This is a genomic window from Exiguobacterium sp. KKT215 (genome assembly GCF_055635335.1).
The window spans coordinates 2,846,946-2,863,490 of sequence record NZ_CM145756.1 but is presented as its reverse complement, the minus strand read 5'-3'; the positions used below and the strand labels follow the sequence as shown (position 1 = coordinate 2,863,490).

Genomic DNA, 16,545 nt, shown 5'->3' with positions numbered 1-16,545 from the left:
CAAAACGAAATGATAGCGCTTACATTAATCGACTTGACGTAAGGAAGTTGCATTCGTACTCCCTCCATCGATTGACGGATTTCACTATCATTTACCAACTTTTCAACTACATGTTAAACATAACCAAGCAGACGTCAGAACTCAATCCACTTATTGCGAAGTTCATATTACAGTTTGATTACAGACTTGAAGAGAACTGAGCAAGTAGGCAATCGGGTTGACGGGACGCCCCCCAACTCTTACAATTCATTAATACAATTAAGTGTATCGGTTAACTGTGGATTAAATGGGGAGGAAACGAATGACGACAATTACTTATCCGGTCATCCCGGGAGCGGGCGCATTTTATTATGAAGGAAATGATATCGGCATCTTGTTATGCCATGGCTTTAACGGGACGCCTCAAAGTGTGCGTGACGTCGGAATCGCCTTGATGGAGAAAGGATTCACCGTCTTCGCACCGCGGCTCAAAGGACATGGGACGGATCCGGAAGAGTTTCGGCAATCGACACGCCGCTGCTGGTATGAGTCGATGGAAGCCGGTATCCGTCTCTTGCGTGAGCGATGTCGACACGTCATCGTTGTCGGGCAGTCCATGGGCGGGACGCTGGCGATGAAGGCCGCTTTGGCCGGACAGGCCGATGCGATCGTCACCATCAATGCGGCGTTGTCCGTGCCAGGCTATGCCTGTCACGCCACGGACGATGTCTGTCGTTTCATTGATGAAGACGAACCGGATATCTGTGCACCGGGCGTGTACGAAATCGTCTACGACAAAGTGCCGACGTCAGCCATTCGGGAATTACTCGCGCTCATCGAGGAAGTGCGACCGATGGCGGCCGAGGTGACCGTACCGACGTGCGTCATCCATTCGGCCATCGATAACGTCGTGCCGCCCGAGGACTCGATGTGGTTGTACGAGACTGTTCAAGCCCCAAAACAACGAGAGGTGCTCGAACAGTCGTATCATGTGGCGACGATGGACCATGACCGGGAGCGGTTAGCGGACGTCATCGGCGCATTCTGTGAACAAGTTGCGACAGCCCCGAAAATGTAGTCTCCGGACTACATTTTTTATATCTCATTATTTGCAAACGCTTGCACAAGTGCTATTGTAGGATTAGATTCAGCCTAAAACAGGTATTGCTTTTCAAGTATATAAAATATAAATGATGAGATGTAGGAGGCAAGCGGCGTATGGAGTCAATGGTCAGCAGAGAACAAGTGGCGAAAAAAACGGTCACCCGCACGTGGTGGAAAGAAGCGATCGCGTATCAGATTTACCCGCGTAGCTTTAAAGATTCGAACGGAGACGGGATTGGGGATCTCCGCGGCATTATCGAGAAGCTCGATTATTTAGAAGACCTTGGCATCGATGTGATTTGGCTATGTCCGATGTATAAATCTCCGAACGATGACAACGGCTATGATATCTCGGACTATCAAGACATCATGCAAGAGTTTGGGACGATGGAAGACTTTGACGCCTTGCTCAAGGCCGTCCATGCACGCGGCATGAAGCTGCTCTTGGACCTCGTCGTCAACCACACGTCCGATGAGCACCCGTGGTTCGTCGAATCGAAACGCTCGAAAGACGACCCGAAACGCGATTGGTATATCTGGCGCGATGGGACGGATGGGGGACCCCCGAACAACTGGGCGAGCATCTTTGGTGGTTCGGCGTGGGAGTACGATGAGACGACCGAGCAATACTATTTGCACGTCTTCTCCAAAAAGCAGCCGGACTTGAACTGGGAAAATGAAGACGTGCGGGGTGCCGTCTACGATATGATCAACTGGTGGCTCGACAAAGGCATCGACGGATTCCGGGTCGACGCAATCAGCCACATCAAGAAGATGCCAACCGAGACGATGTTGCCGTCCCCAGACGGAAAACCGCACGTCACGGCGTTCTCGATGTATTCGAACATCGATGGCATCCACGACTATCTCCAAGAGATGAAACAAGCGACGTTCGCCAATTACGATATTATGACGGTCGGCGAGACGAACGGGATTGAACCGCAAGCCGCCGATTTATGGATGGGACCGGAAAACGGGGCGATGAACATGGCGTTCCATTTCGATCATGTTGACATCATGCGTAAGTCACGTCTAGCGCCGCTCGATGTCGTCGAGCTGAAGCGCATCTTTGACAAGTGGCAACAAGGCTTGCTCGAGACGGGATGGAACGCCCTCTATATCGAGAACCATGACATGGTCCGTGCCGTCTCGCTCGTCGGGGATGAGAACCACTATTGGCGTGAGAGCGCGACCGCCCTCGGTATGATGTACTTCTTCATGCACGGGACACCGTTCATCTATCAAGGGCAGGAAATCGGCATGAAGAACGTGCCGCTTCCGTCCATCCATGACTATGACGATGTGGCGACGAAAAATGAATACTTCGAACGGATTGCCAACGGGATGAGTGAAATCGATTCGATGCAGCACGTATGGGGCACATCACGCGACAACGTCCGTACCCCAATTCAATGGGACGCGTCACCGAACGCTGGTTTCTCGACATCGTCGCCATGGATGCCGATTCATGAAGAGTATGAGACGCTCAACGTCGACGCCCAATCGAAGGATGCCCATTCGATTCTTTCGTTCTATAAGGCGATGATTCGTCTTCGTCGGACGGAGGACACGTTCACGTACGGCAGTTACCGCGATTTGTTGCCGGAACATCTGCAAGTGTTCGCCTATGAGCGCACGTTCGAACAACAGACGTTTTATGTCATCGTCAACTTGACGGCAAACCCTGCCGAGACGACGCTGCCTGGTCTCGACAAAGCGACGCTCGTGTTAACGAATGAGATGGATCCTGAGACGATCGAGACGGACACGTTTATGCTGCGTCCGTTCGAAGCAAGACTGTACCGCTTATAATGAGAAGACACCTTCATGACGAGGGTGTCTTTTTAGGAGGTGGGAACATGCATCACATCGAGATCGGAAACGATGAGGGGACGCTCGAGTTCGTCATCGTGGAAGCGTCACGCGACACGTTACGGCTTGTCCATGGTGCAGTCAGTGAGACGGTCCAGACGGGAGCGTACGTCCAATTCGCACAAGATTTGACCCGTGCCTTTCATGCGTTGCAAGGAGTGGCCCGACTAAAAAATGAGGCAGGAGAAGGGATTTTAACAATCACGTTTGGACGGGGACGCGTCGAGGTCGAGACGGCTTGGGGGCAGGTAACGAACCGATTCGGGACCGACCAAAGTTATTTGACGAAGACGGTCGGACAAATCGGCATCGTGGAATAGATTGTGACAAACGAGGGAAAAGAGCATATGATAGAGGTTGACTATACGGAAAGGGGTGTCGGGTATGGATGGCACGAAACGCACGGACATTCGCCCAGGGCTCCACGTCCAGATTGTCCTAAAACAAGATCAGCGGAGTGGGAAGTTGACGTCAGGCGTCGTCAAAGACATTTTGACGAACTCGCCGCGTCACCCGCACGGCATTAAAGTACGCTTAAGCGATGGACAGGTCGGTCGGGTGAAAGTGATCGAAGCTGGAGGTGAATAATATGACTGAAAAGAAATTAAGTTTTCAAGAGGCGATGAAGCAAAAGCTCGCTGAAAAGAAACAGAACGAAACGAAAGTGCCGACAGGACTTCGTGGGACGAAGCAGAAACCGTTGACGAACCAGTTGACGAAGAAGCCGAACAACCAGAAGAAACGGACAGGCGTTTAACAAACAGCCGCTCACATGAGCGACTGTTTTTTTATTTCCCAAATGAATAGCGAACTTGAATGAATACTTTCTATACTTTAAAACCTATTCACAAAGCGAATAGTTTGAAACAAGTTGAATGGGGACATCAAAAAAAATCGGGGAAATAAAGATTTATTATTTCTTTTAAAAGGCTTTGTAAGCGCTTTAAATAAAGCTATTGCTCAACTTTTGTTATATAACATATGAAAATTGTGTGAACTGACCTATAAAAAAATTATTGCTAATTGTCAGAATCTTTGTATAATTCAGAACTAAGACATCATAAAATTTTTAAACAACTTTAGATTCACACAACAGGGAGGAACTTACTTATGGAAGCCGTGCAAAGCATGTTACAAGGAAGCGTCGATTACATGAACAACATCTTATGGACTTATGTTTTGATCGTCGCGCTCGTCGGAGCCGGGATTTACTTTACAGTGAGGACACGCTTTATGCAGTTCCGTTACTTAAAAGAGATGTTCCGGGTCGTCGCTGAAAAACCGGAGGTCACAGACAGCAAGAGCATCAGTTCAATGAAATCGTTCTTCATCGGAGCAGCCACACGAATCGGGACGGGTAACTTGGCCGGTGTCACCGTCGCCGTGACGGTCGGTGGACCAGGAGCGGTCTTCTGGATGTGGATTGTCGCGCTTCTCGGTGGAGCGACAGCGATGATTGAGAGCACGCTCGCACAAGTCTATAAAGTAAAAGATGACGTCGCGTACCGCGGCGGTCCAGCATACTACATTGAAAAAGGACTCAACAACCGGGCCCTTGGTATCGTCTTCGCCGTCTTAATCGCGGTGACGTTCGGTCTCATCTTCAACTCAGTGCAATCGAACACGATCGCGGCCGCGTTTGATAACGCGTTCGGCATCGATGCCGTCGTCGGTGGAGCCATCCTCGTCGTCTTGACTGGATTGGTCATCTTCGGTGGTGTACACCGTGTCGCCAACTTCTCGGCAATCGTTGTACCGATTATGGCTGGATTGTACTTGGCCATCGCCGCTTATGTCGTCGTCGTCAACATCACAGAAATCCCAGGCGTGTTCGCGATGATCTTCCAGAGCGCATTCGGTCTTGAGCAAGCGTTCGGTGGATCGGTCGGAGCAGCCATCTCGATGGGTGTACGTCGCGGTCTCTTCTCGAACGAAGCAGGTATGGGTTCGGCACCAAACGCGGCAGCAGCTGCTGAAGTTTCACACCCAGCGAAACAAGGTTTCCTTCAAGCGCTCGGCGTCTTCTTGGACACGTTGATCGTCTGTACGGCAACAGCGGCCATCATCCTCCTCTCAGACAGCTATGCTGCCGGTAACGGAGAAGGAATCGTCATGCTTCAAAATGCATTGAGCGAACAAATCGGATCGTGGGCGCCAGCGTTCGTAGCTGTCAGTGTCTTCTTGTTCGCCTTCAGTTCAATCGCAGGTAGCTACTACTACGGTGAAACAAACATCGAGTTCATCAAGAAGAGCAAAAACGCAGTTCTTGGTTTCCGCCTTGCGACAATGGCGTTCGTCTTCATCGGAGCGGTCGCAAGCCTCGGCTTCGTCTGGAGCTTGGCTGACTTGTTCATGGCAGGGATGACGTTAATCAACATTGCAGCCATCACATTGCTTGGTGGCGTCGCCTTCAAAGTCCTTCGCGACTACGAAGAGCAGCGTGCCCAAGGGCTCAACCCACGCTTCTCGGCCCGTAAACTCGGCATCGAGAACACGGAATGTTGGGACGTCGAAGAAGAAGAAGTCGCACAAGGTGCAGTCCAAGCGGCTGCTGCCGATACGACAAAAGGTTAATTCGTTCAATATGCAACAACAGGGGCCCTGCGCATCGGGGCCCCTGTCTTTTTATGCTTGTTGACGGATGGATTCGATTTTCGTATCGGCTGGCTTGGCGTTCAAATGGACGTACGTCCCGGCGACGAACAAGGCACCGCCCACGATATTGCCGAGCGTGGCGAAGACGAGGTTATGCAACGCTAGACTGACGTTAATCGCCTCGGACGGGACATAATAGAGCACGAGCCCGAAGATGCCCATATTGGCAATCGAGTGCTCGAAGCCGGCGGCGAAAAAGACGACGACCGGGAGCATCGTCAGCATGATTTTGGCGACATCATTCTTCGTTTTCAGTGGCATGAAGATAGCGATACAGACGAGGATGTTACACAAAATCCCTTTTAAGAAAATCGCGAGCGCCTCGCCGCCCATCTTTTTCGCAGCGACGACGGACAAGAGATGATCCGTGTCGACGTCACCCATGCTGTGGGCCCCGATGACGAGTGCAACGAGGATGAGCGCACCGACGAGGTTACCGAGCCAGCTGATGCCCCAGACGGCCGCTAAATCACGCCAGTCGACACGTCCGCGTTTCGCGCCCGTATACAAATACATCGTGTTGCTCGTGAACAGCTCGCCACCCATCCAGACGATGAAGACGAGCGCGACCGAGAAACTCATCCCGGCGAACAGCATCGTCCCCGGCACATTGATGAACATGTTCCCGACCGAAAAAGCAAAGACGACCCCAATCCCAATCAAAAAACCGGCAACGATGGATCGGAGCGCGTAGTGACCAAACGCATGACGCAACAGCGTCGCTTTTTTATAGGCGGCTTCTTCCATATACTCGACAGCTTGTTTTTCCATTTGAACACGGCCTCCTTTAGACAACTTAAGTCTAGGAGGTCCAACAAAAGTTTGCAATTGTTTTCACAAACTTTTTTTGAAAGCCGTTTCAACTGTTCACATCGTTGCCACGAGTTCGACTTTCATGCGGTCGGGGTCTTCAAAATAGAGGGCGGTATAATTCGGACCACCGGCGTGCGGGAAGCGGTCGGCATACAGTTCCGTGAATCCGTGCTGAGTCAACTCCGAGCGCAGTCGCTCGAGCTGCTCCAATGACGCGGCGTGAAAGGCGAGATGGTTCAACCCGGTCCTTTTCCGGTGGTACGGAGGTTCGAGGTGGTCGGCCTCGGTTTGGACGAAGACGAGATACGTGGGGCCGAAGCGGTAACTTCTTCCTTCGTCCCATTGTTGATAGACGGTATAGCCAAGCTCGGTGAAAAGCCAGTCCCAAGCGTTCAGGCTCTTCGTTAAATCGGAAACGTACAATTCGACATGGTGCAGCATCGGTCTCATCCTTCCGTCGGACGTTTCAAATGTGTCCGTTTAGTATAATGGTAATTATATAACGAATGTAGGGGGAACCATATGGACAACACAGGGCTTGTCTCGAACATCTTGATTGCGGGGAAGACGGGGGTCGGGAAGAGCGCTTTTTTAAATTACATCTATGGGCGTGACGTCGCCGAGTCACGTGCCGGCAGCCCGGTGACAGCCGAAGGACTTCACGAATACGAGTATTATGACCTCGAGCGCGGGATTCTGTTCCGTTTCTTCGATACGTGGGGGCTCGAGGCAGACCGGTCCGATGAATGGCACGAAGCGGTCCTCTCCATCGTCAACAAGCGGGAAGGCGCGCTCGATATTGCTGACTGGTTCCATACTATCTATTACCTCCTTTCAATCAATTCAGGGCGCGTCGAGGCGTACGAACTCGAATCGATTCTCAAACCGCTTTACGCGAAGCGAAGCAACGTCACCATTATTTTGACGAACTATAATCCGGACAGTGCCATGAACGTCGAGAAGGCAGAAGCGATGGAGGACGTTCTCATGCGCGAACTCGGAATTTCACGGGATGCGATGATTCGTGTCAACAGTGTCGAAAAGAAATTGCTCGGCGGACAAGTCGTGCCGCATATCGGCTATGAGGCGGTGTGGCAACGCAATCGGACCAACCTTTGGAGAGACGTCGAACGGAAGCTGCCACATAACTTGACGCGTCATTTATTGACCGAGTTGGAAGCGTGGCGTGCCCGGAGCTATCGTTCGGCTGAAACAATCCGCATGATTACCCCGCAGGTGATGATCAGCTGGAAAGCCCGCCAAATCGAAAAAGACTTGGAACGAACGCTCGAAGCGGCCGCTGAGACGACAGAGGCGGCGATGGCCCAAGGCGTGCGGCATTATATTCAATTGATGGAACGCTACCCGCTCGTCGGCGCACCGTCCGACCTCGTCTTTAAAACACGCCGGGTCGAGCTCGGGTTTGACTATTCGTTCAACCGGACCGTCCGAAAGATGGTGCTCGGTATGATTCCGGGCGTCCACTTCATTTATTGGGCGTTCAAACGGCGAACGGCGGAGCGCGGCATCAAGAAAGCCGTCAACCAACAATACGAGCTGGTTAAACAGACGATCGAGCTAGACGTGCACCGCGGATTCGAGGAAGAGATGCGACGGCTCGGCCGGACGCTCAATCAATGAGGAGGAACGGACATGGATAAACAGACCCCATTCAACTTTGATACGTACGATTTGAAGGAAGAGCTCGACCGCTTACGAGGGAAAGTCAAAAAGCCGAATATTTTCATCGCAGGGGCGACCGGCTCGGGCAAGAGTTCGGTCGTTAACCACGTATTCGGTCGTGACTTGACGAAAGTGGCCGCCGGTGAACCGGTGACGCGGGGGATTCATCAGTTCATGAGCGATGAGATTTCCATCGTGCTCTATGACAGTGAAGGGTATGAGATTGGGAGCGACCGGCAGCAAGCGTATGCCGATGAAGTCATCGGTTTCGTCGAGCGGGCCCAGACGAAAGGCGCGGCCGAACAGATTCATCTCGTTTGGTACGTCATCAACGCCTCGATGAAACGGGTCACCCCGCTCGACCGGGCGCTCATCAAACAGTTGAACGAAGCGACATCGGTCGCCGTCCTGTTGACACAAATCGACCAAGTCGATGTAGATGAGCTCGCGGCGCTTCGCCAGGAATTAGTCGATGTGGTGCCGGAAGAGGCGGTGTTCCAAGTCAGCATCGCCGCCGAGCTATTGAATGACCCGGAATTGCGGACCCATCTCGATTGGGAACGTCTCGTCACCTGGTCGGTCGAACAGCTCGACCACTCGCTCCAAGAAGGATTGCTCATGGAGATTCATGCCGAGAGTGAGGCGATGCTCAAATTGAAGCGGAAGAAGGCGAACCGAATCATCTCGGGGTATGTCGCCAGTGCCGGAACGGCCGCCGCCGTGCCGCTCCCGTTCGCTGATGCCATCGCGCTCACACCGATTCAAGTGACGATGAGCGTCCACTTATTTCGCTACTGGGGCGTGAAAGCGAACGACGATATGCTGAAGACACTGATTGGTAGCACCATCATCCCACAAATCGGCCGGGCGCTCTCAAAGACGATTTTACTGAACGTCATGAAGTTCTTCCCGGGAGCAAATGCAGCGGCAAGCGTCATCAATGCGACTGTCGCATCAGGCATCACGTGGGCAATCGGGCTCGCCATCAACGAAGTCGCTTACCGGAACGCGATGGATTCATCGAAGACGATCGAGCAACTGCTCGACAGCGATTTTGGCTCGTTGTTCGAAAAATTCATGGAACAAAATCCAGTCACGAAAAACAAGTCTTGATTGAACCGGTTTGATACACTGATCGAGACGAGACAAAAGGGGGAAACAATTATGAAGAAACGAATTTACATTACGAGACGATTACCGGAAGAGGCTGTGGCACCGCTGCGGGACGAGTACGAGGTCCGCATGTGGGAGGAAGAAGCGAAGAGTGTCCCACGCGACGTGTTAGTGGAAGAAGCGGCATCGGCGCATGCGCTTTGGACGATGCTCAGTGACACGATTGACCGGGAACTGATTGAACAAGCCCCACAACTCGAGGTCATCTCGAATTTGGCGGTCGGCTATAACAATATTGATATCGAAGCGGCCAAAGAACGCGGCATCGTCGTGACGAACACGCCTGACGTGTTGACCGAGACGACGGCCGACCTTGCCTTCGGACTGATGATGATGACGGCACGCCGGCTTGGGGAAGCCGAACGCGATTTACGGGCTGGGGAATGGAAGTCGTGGACACCGATGGGATATGTCGGTATGGACTTGTATCGGGCCAAGCTCGGGATTATCGGGATGGGGCGAATCGGCGAAGCAGTCGCACGCCGGGCCCGCGGCTTCGATATGGACGTGTTGTATCATAATCGGACGCGACGTCATGAATCGGAGTCGATGTACGGGTTCGTCTATGCGGACCTCGATGAGCTGCTCGAACAATCCGATTTCGTCGTTGTCCTAGCGCCCCTCACTGAGAAGACACGCGGGATGTTAGGGGCGGAACAGTTCGCCAAAATGAAGCAGACAGCCATCTTCATCAATGTCGCCCGTGGCGAGATTATCGATGAGACGGCGCTGTACGAGGCGTTAAGCGAACAGCGGATTTGGGCGGCTGGGCTCGATGTGTTCGCCAAAGAGCCGGTGGCGATGGACCATCCGCTCTTGACGCTCCCGAACGTGACGACACTCCCGCACATCGGTAGCGCATCGATTCGGACCCGACTCGCGATGATGGCGCTCAATCGGGAAGCCATCATAAACGTGCTCGCTGGGGAAGAGCCAAAAAACCGTTTGACGTAAAACAAGGACCTGACCGGGTTGCGGTCAGGTCCTTGTTGCATCATGGATTAGAAACGGCGGATATTATCCGGGTCCTCATAATCGTTACGGAGTGCCCGATCATCGAGTCCGCGCAACTTGTTCTCGCGGTCGTTTAATTTGGATTCTTTGTCCAACCGATCCTGTTCAGGGTCGACGGCCCGGTTCGGGTCGTCACCGACCGGCTCATTGAACGGTTTAGAATCGATTTCTAAGCCGTCAGAGGCTGGCGAACGATCAGCCCGCGTGCCATGGGTTGTACGATTTGGGTCATTATACGGAGTCGAGTCGATTTCAAGACCGTCGGACGTGTGATGGCCTTGATGGCTTGTGTCGTGTCTTGTATCGTTATACGGCGTCGAATCGACCGTCAGTCCTTCATTGTGGCGACGTTCGAAATCCTCGTCCACATAAATCAAAATTTTCCCGGCCTCGACGTCGCTATAGTGGCGACTAACCTCTTCCTCGCTCAAGCCCATGTTTCGGAGCCCCGCGTGGACGTCCTCGTGTCCGCTCAAGAACGCCCGTACTTTGTCGAACCATCCGGCATGGTGTGACGCTTCGGTATGGACGTCCGTTTGACGACGTAAAATCGAGACGTTGTCCTCGTGCTTGGCGACGACATAGATGTCTGAATCTTTGTAGCCTTTCGCACGCAACTCCTCGACTTTGCCGAGCGCTGCATCTTGCGTATCATACATGCTGATGAATCGTTTCTCACTCATGTTGGTTTCCTCCTTATAATCGGCGATGGTCTTCTAAGCCAGAATGTCCGCGGACGATTGGGTCCTCTTTCGTGCCGCGCGGTTCTTCGTCATGATCATTGAACGGTTTCGCGTCGAAGGCGATGCCATCCGCTTCCTCCCCTTTATCATGATCGAGCTCACTATCTTTTTTATACATGTTCGGATAGCGTTCGTATGAATGCTTATCGATGTAAAGCAATAGTTTGCCGGCATCAATTGACGTGTAATACTCTTCAGCCTCCGCGTCGCTGAGTCCCATGTTTCTTAACTCATCGCGAATGCGGTCGCTTCCGTGAAGGAACGCTTTTACGCGGTCCAACCAGTTGACATCGCGAATCCCCGATTCGGCGTTCACATCGGTGTGGTAGCGCAAAGCAGAAATTTCCCCGTCCCGCTTGGCTACGACGTGCATGTTTTTCTCGGCTTCCCCAGCTTGCTTGAGTTCATTCACCTTATCCATGACTTCTTGTTCGTTATGGAATAATCCAATAATTTTGCGATCCGACATGTTGTGCCTCCTTCATAATCGTTTATTTTATAAATCGACGTCACGCTATTAGTAATTTCCGTTCTAGCAAGGGTTCAAACAAAAAACGCCATCTCAATATGAGAATGGCGTCATCAATAATAAATCATCAATGTTTCGTTTCCAAGATGGCATCGCGTGTTCTTCCAAACGAACTCGACGAGCGTCCACATGGCCATGAATCCACTGATTGCTAGCAGAATGAGTGCATACACAGGCGTCAATTGAATCAAGAACGACCATCCGAGCGAGAACAGGATAGGTTGGGTCAATAAAACGAACCCGACGTATACGGCAATGATGAGCAAAGCAAATAGAATCCGCCGTCCTAACGTCTGAAAGTGATGACGAAAACGCGTCAAAAGTCCGAACACGGCTCCCGTCAGCAACACGGGGAGCACGAACCCGAAATAGTCAAGCGGATAAGATATGGCCGGAGCCGTGAACAAGCGCAAACTGAACACGTCATCCATGACGAGCAACAGATTCGCATAGGCGAACGCTAAAATCATGCCGAGCAGCCAACCGAATTGATTCCAGACGCGACGCGATGATTTGATGGCCTCGATTTTTGTATAGGCCAAAAAGGAGACGTCACGCATCTCGACATCTTGAAGCTTGACCTGGACGTCGTTGAGCCGATCGATGGCCCAGTCGAATTCCCGATTGGCTTGAGTTTTCTCATGCGATTTCAATTCTTCTGACGCCTCGATCATCGTATGGTAGCGGCGGCGATACTCTTCGTTCGTCGTCGGTTGTTCGATTAAAAATAAGGCATAATCCTTCGGGTTTTGCTTGGTCAGCCCCTCTAGCGACTGTCCATTCTTTTCCGCCTGTCGAATATAGCCCGCTAAACTGTCGAGCAACCGATCGGCTTTCGTCTCATCATGGAGCAGGTCGTGCAAGTGCGTTCGGACTTGATCGTAAAACTGTTGAACGATTGGATCGTTCGATACGTGTGGTTTCAGAAAAATTCCTCTCTTCTCATAGTTGGATTATTCCGGGGGTGGGTCGTTATGCGATAGCGTCAATGATTCGAAGTCGCCTTGTTCGATGCTGCGGATGAGAATCTCACTGCCTCCCATATTCGTCGCTAGCGGGATCGAATACACGTCACAGAGACGCATCAAGGCGCTCACATCGGGTTCGTGCGGCTGGGCCGTCAACGGGTCACGGAAGAAAATAATCATGTCCATCTCGCCTCGAGCGACGGCGGCGCCGATTTCTTGGTCCCCGCCAAGCGGTCCGGATTGAAAACAATGGACCGGTAAACCGGTCGCCTCAGCGACGCGCTTTCCAGTCGTACCGGTCGCGAATAATTGATGTTGTTTCAAGACGTGGGCGTAGGCTTTTACGAGCACGATCAAATCATCTTTTTTCTTATCGTGGGCAATCAGGGCGATGTTCATCTTGATTCCTCCTCAAAAGACTTCTTCTTTTAATTCGTATCACATTTACTTGAGAAAGACACGACTTCTTTCTTACTAGAATCACTTTCTAAAAAAACGTTTTGACTTGAATCATGTATAGAGGAATAAGAACTGGCAAGGTTTAGGCAACTGCAAATGTTGGTATTTATACAAAGAGTCAAATAAATGAAATCATTTCAAAAAGAGATTGGAGGAAGATGTTAAATGAACAATACTACCTATAACTTCAACACGTTCATGTCATGGCTGCCTGAGCTTTTGCTTGCCTTGGTCATTCTTGTCGTCGGATTCATTTTGGCGAAAGTTCTTGAAAACGTGACGCGCAAAGCGCTTCGCAAAGCACGTCTTGACGACCGTGTAGGGGTAAAACAAGAAGGTGAACCCGGAAAGCCTGGAAGAGAGGAAAAGCGGTGGACGCCTGAACGCATCATCGCAAAAGTCGTCTTCTTCGGCGTACTGCTTCTCGCATTCTTAATTATCTTTGAATTCTTGAACGTACCAGCTGTCGCTCAACCGTTCAGTCAAATCTATGCCGGCTTCTCTGGCTTAATCACAGGCGTGATTAAAGCAGGTCTCATCCTGCTCGTCGCATGGATTATCGCCACGCTCTTGAAAAAAGGGATTCAAATGGCAGGTCATCGTCTCAACTTGAACAAGTTGATGGAGAAGACAGGCCAAGAGTCGACTAGTGTCAATCAGACGAAATGGGTTGACACGGTCGCCAATATCGTCTTTTACCTTGTCCTATTGTTAGCTCTTCCAGCGGTACTCGATGCGCTTGGGTTACGAGGCATCAGCGGTCCGTTTGAAGACTTGTTGAACAGTTTCCTTGCCTTCATTCCAAAACTTGTCGCTGCAGCCCTTATCTTCGCGATTGGTTATGTCGTTGCGAAAATCGTCCGCGATATTTTGACGAAGTTCTTGGAAGCGGCAGGTCTTAACCGCTTCGCCGAGAAACTTCACTTGGCTGATTACGTGAAAGGGTCAAGTCTCGCAAAAGCGGTTGGAACGATCGTCTTCATCTTGATTATGATTCCGGTCACGATTTCAGCGCTTGAAGCACTTGATGTTCGTGGAATTTCAGATCCGGCCATCTCGATGCTCAATGATGTCTTGGCGATGATTCCGAATATCATCGTGGCAATCGTCTTGATTCTCGCCGGTGTATTCATTGCCAAGTGGTTGAAAGGTGTCGTCGTTTCTCTCCTTGAGAACTTGGGCGTCAATTCACTCGCTAGCAAAATGGGTCTAGGTGGCCGCTCGACGTCATCGACATCGATTGCACAAGTCATCGGTACAATCGTTCAAATCATCATCATCTTGTTGTTCGTATCAGAGGCACTTCAAGTCGCGAACCTCGACTTTATGGCTTCGCTCGCAACAGCAATCTTCGCATACTTGCCAATGGTCATCGCAGCCATCGTCATCTTGGCGGTCGGTTTCTGGCTCGCGAACATGGCAGAGCGTCTCGTCGGTAGCGTGCTCGTAGATGGAGCTGGCCAACCGAGCGTCTTGCGCCACGTCGCGAAATACGCGATTCTTGGAATCGCCTTCTTCATGGCAATCAGCCAACTTGGCATCGCGCCAATGATCGTCAATACGGCATTCTTGCTCATCCTTGGTGCAGTTGCTCTCGCCTTCGGCCTTGCCTTCGGTCTTGGTGGACGTGAGACAGCAGCTCGCTACTTGAAGAAAGCTGAGAAGCGAATCGATGAAACAGAAGTATCGAAAGAAGGTCTCGAGCAAGAAAAAGCACAGATGAATCAAGAAGCCGAAGCTGCGAAGCAACAGGCGAAACAAGGTGTGGAACAGTCGAAACGTGAAGCGAATCAAACGAAACAAGAGTTGAAGCGTGAAACGAATCGTCCCCAAGCCCCACAATCTGATGTGACGAACGTAGACGGTCCAGAACCGAACCCGTTCCACGACAACATCACACCAGATCAAGATAACCGTTCACTTGATGACAACGAAGGTCCACTTCGTCCATAACAGTGAATGACGGGTCCCTGTATAGGGGCCCGTTTTGTTTTGCTGTAAAATAGTGTCACTTTTGTCGATATAATAAGAAACAGGTCGGTAAGAAGGCAGGAGTGACATACATATGTTCAAACAGTTTCAACGTACGCTCATTATGAACTACATATGGGGATCAGGCATCGCCGTGTTCGGGGTCGGGGGACTGTTTATTTTTCAGACGCTCAGTCTGTCCCAGACCGAGATGCTCATCTTGGCCGTCATCATGGGGATGTCGGGCATGACGATGATCGGGCTTGAATTACTCCTTTATCGGCGTCACATTCGTCCTATCTATCACGTGTTCCATACGGATGCACCGACCTATGAGGCGTTACAACAGGCGTTCAATCAGACGAGTCACTTTCCCACGTTGACGGTAAAGCGGATTCTGGGTCCACACTTATTCGGGTTATCCGTTCCGGCGATGAGTTTGACGGCGTTTGCCATTCACCAAGGCTGGATCGACCTCCCGTATCGGTTGATTGGTTTGGCGGCATTCGGCGCCATCTTGATTGCCATCTTACACGCGCTTATCGAATTCTTTTTGACGTACCGGTCGGTGGAACCGCTCTTGCTCCAATTGCAAGAGATGAGCCATCGCCTACATCAACGTCCGCTGCAAGCGACGTATCGGTCCATCAGTGTCCGGACGAAGTTGTTGATTAGCATGCTCGTTATCGGGGTCTTCCCGGTCGCATTGTTCATTTTGGCGTCAGGAGTGCAGCTGTCGACGGTGGAACAAGCCGATGCGTATTGGCAGTGGGCGGCTTTGATTTTAGTCGTCATCATCGGAGTTGCGACGTTCAGTAGTTTTTTACTTTATGACAACATCAAACGTCCAATCGGTGCCTTGACCGAAGGGGTCGCCGCATTGGATGCCGGGCGGTTGAACACAATCGACAACCCTTACTCCGATGAGTTCGCCCAACTCGTCACCGGCTTCAACCAGATGGTGACGAACGTCACGTACCGTGATCAGGAAAACGAGCAACTGTTAAATAGCCTGTTTGTGTTGTTCGCCGCGACACTCGACGCCCGCGATTCGTATACGGCCGGACATTCTGAGCGGGTGGCCGCTTATTCGGTCGAATTGGCGCAGGCGCTTCAGTTGCCGAATGAACAGATTGAGTTGCTCCGCAAATCGGCGTTGCTGCACGATATCGGAAAAATCGGGATTCGCGATGATGTGCTGTTGAAGGAAGGGAAGCTGACGGACCACGAGTTCGCTCAGATTCAAGAGCATCCGACGATCGGCATTCATATATTGAATCAAATCGCCTTGCCCGAGTCACTGCAACCGATTATGGCCGGGGTCCGGTCTCACCATGAGCGGATTGACGGGCGCGGATATCCGGACGGATTGGTTGGGGAAGGGATCCCGCTCTTCGGTCGCATCATGGCGATTGCCGATGCGTATGACGCCATGACATCGGACCGTCCGTATCGGAAAGGGATGCCTGTCGAAAAAGCACTCTCAATTCTCGAGAGTGGACGTAATACCCAGTGGGATGCCGCATTCGTCGACGTGTTCGTTCAATTACGACGTCAGGCCGTCTCTGCCTAAACAAACAAG

17 protein-coding genes are annotated in these 16,545 nt (G+C 51.5%); 11 read left to right on the top strand and 6 right to left on the bottom strand.

Annotation, left to right across the window (positions count from 1 at the left end; genetic code table 11):
- Window positions 1–301: 301 nt before the first annotated feature.
- From ACZ2GZ_RS15010 to ACZ2GZ_RS14985, 6 genes are all read left to right on the top strand, one after another.
- Complete coding sequence (locus tag ACZ2GZ_RS15010) at window positions 302–1,057, top strand: alpha/beta hydrolase (RefSeq protein ID WP_021067946.1); 756 nt, start codon at window positions 302–304, stop codon at window positions 1,055–1,057.
- A gap of 140 nt (window positions 1,058–1,197) precedes the next feature.
- Window positions 1,198–2,895 carry a glycoside hydrolase family 13 protein gene (locus tag ACZ2GZ_RS15005; protein ID WP_051627765.1) on the top strand — a complete coding sequence of 566 codons (1,698 nt, stop codon included), beginning with the start codon at window positions 1,198–1,200 and terminating at the stop codon, window positions 2,893–2,895.
- A 47-nt stretch (window positions 2,896–2,942) separates the two neighbouring features.
- On the top strand, window positions 2,943–3,275 hold the full coding sequence (locus ACZ2GZ_RS15000; protein WP_214715260.1) for a hypothetical protein: 333 nt from the start codon (window positions 2,943–2,945) through the stop codon (window positions 3,273–3,275).
- A gap of 64 nt (window positions 3,276–3,339) precedes the next feature.
- On the top strand, window positions 3,340–3,543 hold the full coding sequence (locus tag ACZ2GZ_RS14995; protein WP_029596375.1) for a YwbE family protein: 204 nt from the start codon (window positions 3,340–3,342) through the stop codon (window positions 3,541–3,543).
- Between the two features lies 1 nt (window position 3,544).
- Window positions 3,545–3,712 carry a hypothetical protein gene (locus ACZ2GZ_RS14990; protein ID WP_021067950.1) on the top strand — a complete coding sequence of 56 codons (168 nt, stop codon included), beginning with the start codon at window positions 3,545–3,547 and terminating at the stop codon, window positions 3,710–3,712.
- 353 nt (window positions 3,713–4,065) lie between these two features.
- Complete coding sequence (locus ACZ2GZ_RS14985; protein WP_029596374.1) at window positions 4,066–5,529, top strand: alanine/glycine:cation symporter family protein; 1,464 nt, start codon at window positions 4,066–4,068, stop codon at window positions 5,527–5,529.
- A gap of 51 nt (window positions 5,530–5,580) precedes the next feature.
- Here the strand turns inward: ACZ2GZ_RS14985 and ACZ2GZ_RS14980 are convergent, their stop codons facing one another.
- Window positions 5,581–6,381, bottom strand: coding sequence for a formate/nitrite transporter family protein (locus ACZ2GZ_RS14980; protein ID WP_029596373.1), 801 nt, complete (start codon window positions 6,379–6,381; stop codon window positions 5,581–5,583).
- 96 nt (window positions 6,382–6,477) lie between these two features.
- Complete coding sequence (locus ACZ2GZ_RS14975) at window positions 6,478–6,864, bottom strand: VOC family protein (protein WP_214715258.1); 387 nt, start codon at window positions 6,862–6,864, stop codon at window positions 6,478–6,480.
- Window positions 6,865–6,945: 81 nt separating this feature from the next.
- Between ACZ2GZ_RS14975 and ACZ2GZ_RS14970 the strand changes: the two genes are divergently transcribed.
- Genes ACZ2GZ_RS14970 through ACZ2GZ_RS14960 form a run of 3 tightly spaced genes read left to right on the top strand, consistent with a single transcriptional unit; the run spans window position 6,946 to window position 10,233 of the window.
- Window positions 6,946–8,064 carry a GTPase gene (locus ACZ2GZ_RS14970; RefSeq protein WP_029596371.1) on the top strand — a complete coding sequence of 373 codons (1,119 nt, stop codon included), beginning with the start codon at window positions 6,946–6,948 and terminating at the stop codon, window positions 8,062–8,064.
- Between the two features lie 12 nt (window positions 8,065–8,076).
- A complete protein-coding gene (locus ACZ2GZ_RS14965; protein ID WP_029596370.1) occupies window positions 8,077–9,219 on the top strand; it encodes a YcjF family protein in 1,143 nt (380 codons plus the stop codon).
- Window positions 9,220–9,270: 51 nt separating this feature from the next.
- A complete protein-coding gene (locus ACZ2GZ_RS14960) occupies window positions 9,271–10,233 on the top strand; it encodes a 2-hydroxyacid dehydrogenase (protein ID WP_029596369.1) in 963 nt (320 codons plus the stop codon).
- Between the two features lie 47 nt (window positions 10,234–10,280).
- Here ACZ2GZ_RS14960 and ACZ2GZ_RS14955 read toward each other — a convergent pair whose 3' ends face one another.
- From ACZ2GZ_RS14955 to mgsA, 4 genes are all read right to left on the bottom strand, one after another.
- A complete protein-coding gene (locus tag ACZ2GZ_RS14955) occupies window positions 10,281–10,976 on the bottom strand; it encodes a YflT domain-containing protein (RefSeq protein ID WP_029596368.1) in 696 nt (231 codons plus the stop codon).
- Between the two features lie 13 nt (window positions 10,977–10,989).
- Window positions 10,990–11,505 (bottom strand): YflT domain-containing protein, encoded by a 516-nt coding sequence (locus ACZ2GZ_RS14950; RefSeq protein WP_029596367.1) that lies wholly within the window; start codon window positions 11,503–11,505, stop codon window positions 10,990–10,992.
- 113 nt (window positions 11,506–11,618) lie between these two features.
- Window positions 11,619–12,428 (bottom strand): hypothetical protein, encoded by an 810-nt coding sequence (locus tag ACZ2GZ_RS14945; protein WP_241764624.1) that lies wholly within the window; start codon window positions 12,426–12,428, stop codon window positions 11,619–11,621.
- Window positions 12,429–12,518: 90 nt separating this feature from the next.
- Window positions 12,519–12,932, bottom strand: coding sequence for a methylglyoxal synthase (mgsA, locus tag ACZ2GZ_RS14940; protein ID WP_021067960.1), 414 nt, complete (start codon window positions 12,930–12,932; stop codon window positions 12,519–12,521).
- 225 nt (window positions 12,933–13,157) lie between these two features.
- Between mgsA and ACZ2GZ_RS14935 the strand changes: the two genes are divergently transcribed.
- Together ACZ2GZ_RS14935 and ACZ2GZ_RS14930 are read left to right on the top strand one after the other, a co-directional pair.
- A complete protein-coding gene (locus ACZ2GZ_RS14935) occupies window positions 13,158–14,945 on the top strand; it encodes a mechanosensitive ion channel (protein WP_029596365.1) in 1,788 nt (595 codons plus the stop codon).
- Window positions 14,946–15,057: 112 nt separating this feature from the next.
- A complete protein-coding gene (locus ACZ2GZ_RS14930) occupies window positions 15,058–16,536 on the top strand; it encodes an HD domain-containing phosphohydrolase (protein ID WP_214715250.1) in 1,479 nt (492 codons plus the stop codon).
- The last annotated feature ends 9 nt before the right edge of the window (window positions 16,537–16,545 follow it).

Excerpts from the sequence above, each read along its gene's own strand:
- ACZ2GZ_RS15010 (WP_021067946.1), top strand. The coding sequence starts at position 302 with ATGACGACAATTACTTATCCGGTCATCCCGGGAGCGGGCGCATTTTAT.
- ACZ2GZ_RS15005 (WP_051627765.1), top strand. The coding sequence starts at position 1,198 with ATGGAGTCAATGGTCAGCAGAGAACAAGTGGCGAAAAAAACGGTCACC.
- ACZ2GZ_RS15000 (WP_214715260.1), top strand. The coding sequence starts at position 2,943 with ATGCATCACATCGAGATCGGAAACGATGAGGGGACGCTCGAGTTCGTC.
- ACZ2GZ_RS14995 (WP_029596375.1), top strand. The coding sequence starts at position 3,340 with ATGGATGGCACGAAACGCACGGACATTCGCCCAGGGCTCCACGTCCAG.
- ACZ2GZ_RS14990 (WP_021067950.1), top strand. The coding sequence starts at position 3,545 with ATGACTGAAAAGAAATTAAGTTTTCAAGAGGCGATGAAGCAAAAGCTC.
- ACZ2GZ_RS14985 (WP_029596374.1), top strand. The coding sequence starts at position 4,066 with ATGGAAGCCGTGCAAAGCATGTTACAAGGAAGCGTCGATTACATGAAC.
- ACZ2GZ_RS14980 (WP_029596373.1), bottom strand. The coding sequence starts at position 6,381 with ATGGAAAAACAAGCTGTCGAGTATATGGAAGAAGCCGCCTATAAAAAA.
- ACZ2GZ_RS14975 (WP_214715258.1), bottom strand. The coding sequence starts at position 6,864 with ATGCTGCACCATGTCGAATTGTACGTTTCCGATTTAACGAAGAGCCTG.
- ACZ2GZ_RS14970 (WP_029596371.1), top strand. The coding sequence starts at position 6,946 with ATGGACAACACAGGGCTTGTCTCGAACATCTTGATTGCGGGGAAGACG.
- ACZ2GZ_RS14965 (WP_029596370.1), top strand. The coding sequence starts at position 8,077 with ATGGATAAACAGACCCCATTCAACTTTGATACGTACGATTTGAAGGAA.
- ACZ2GZ_RS14960 (WP_029596369.1), top strand. The coding sequence starts at position 9,271 with ATGAAGAAACGAATTTACATTACGAGACGATTACCGGAAGAGGCTGTG.
- ACZ2GZ_RS14955 (WP_029596368.1), bottom strand. The coding sequence starts at position 10,976 with ATGAGTGAGAAACGATTCATCAGCATGTATGATACGCAAGATGCAGCG.
- ACZ2GZ_RS14950 (WP_029596367.1), bottom strand. The coding sequence starts at position 11,505 with ATGTCGGATCGCAAAATTATTGGATTATTCCATAACGAACAAGAAGTC.
- mgsA (WP_021067960.1), bottom strand. The coding sequence starts at position 12,932 with ATGAACATCGCCCTGATTGCCCACGATAAGAAAAAAGATGATTTGATC.
- ACZ2GZ_RS14935 (WP_029596365.1), top strand. The coding sequence starts at position 13,158 with ATGAACAATACTACCTATAACTTCAACACGTTCATGTCATGGCTGCCT.
- ACZ2GZ_RS14930 (WP_214715250.1), top strand. The coding sequence starts at position 15,058 with ATGTTCAAACAGTTTCAACGTACGCTCATTATGAACTACATATGGGGA.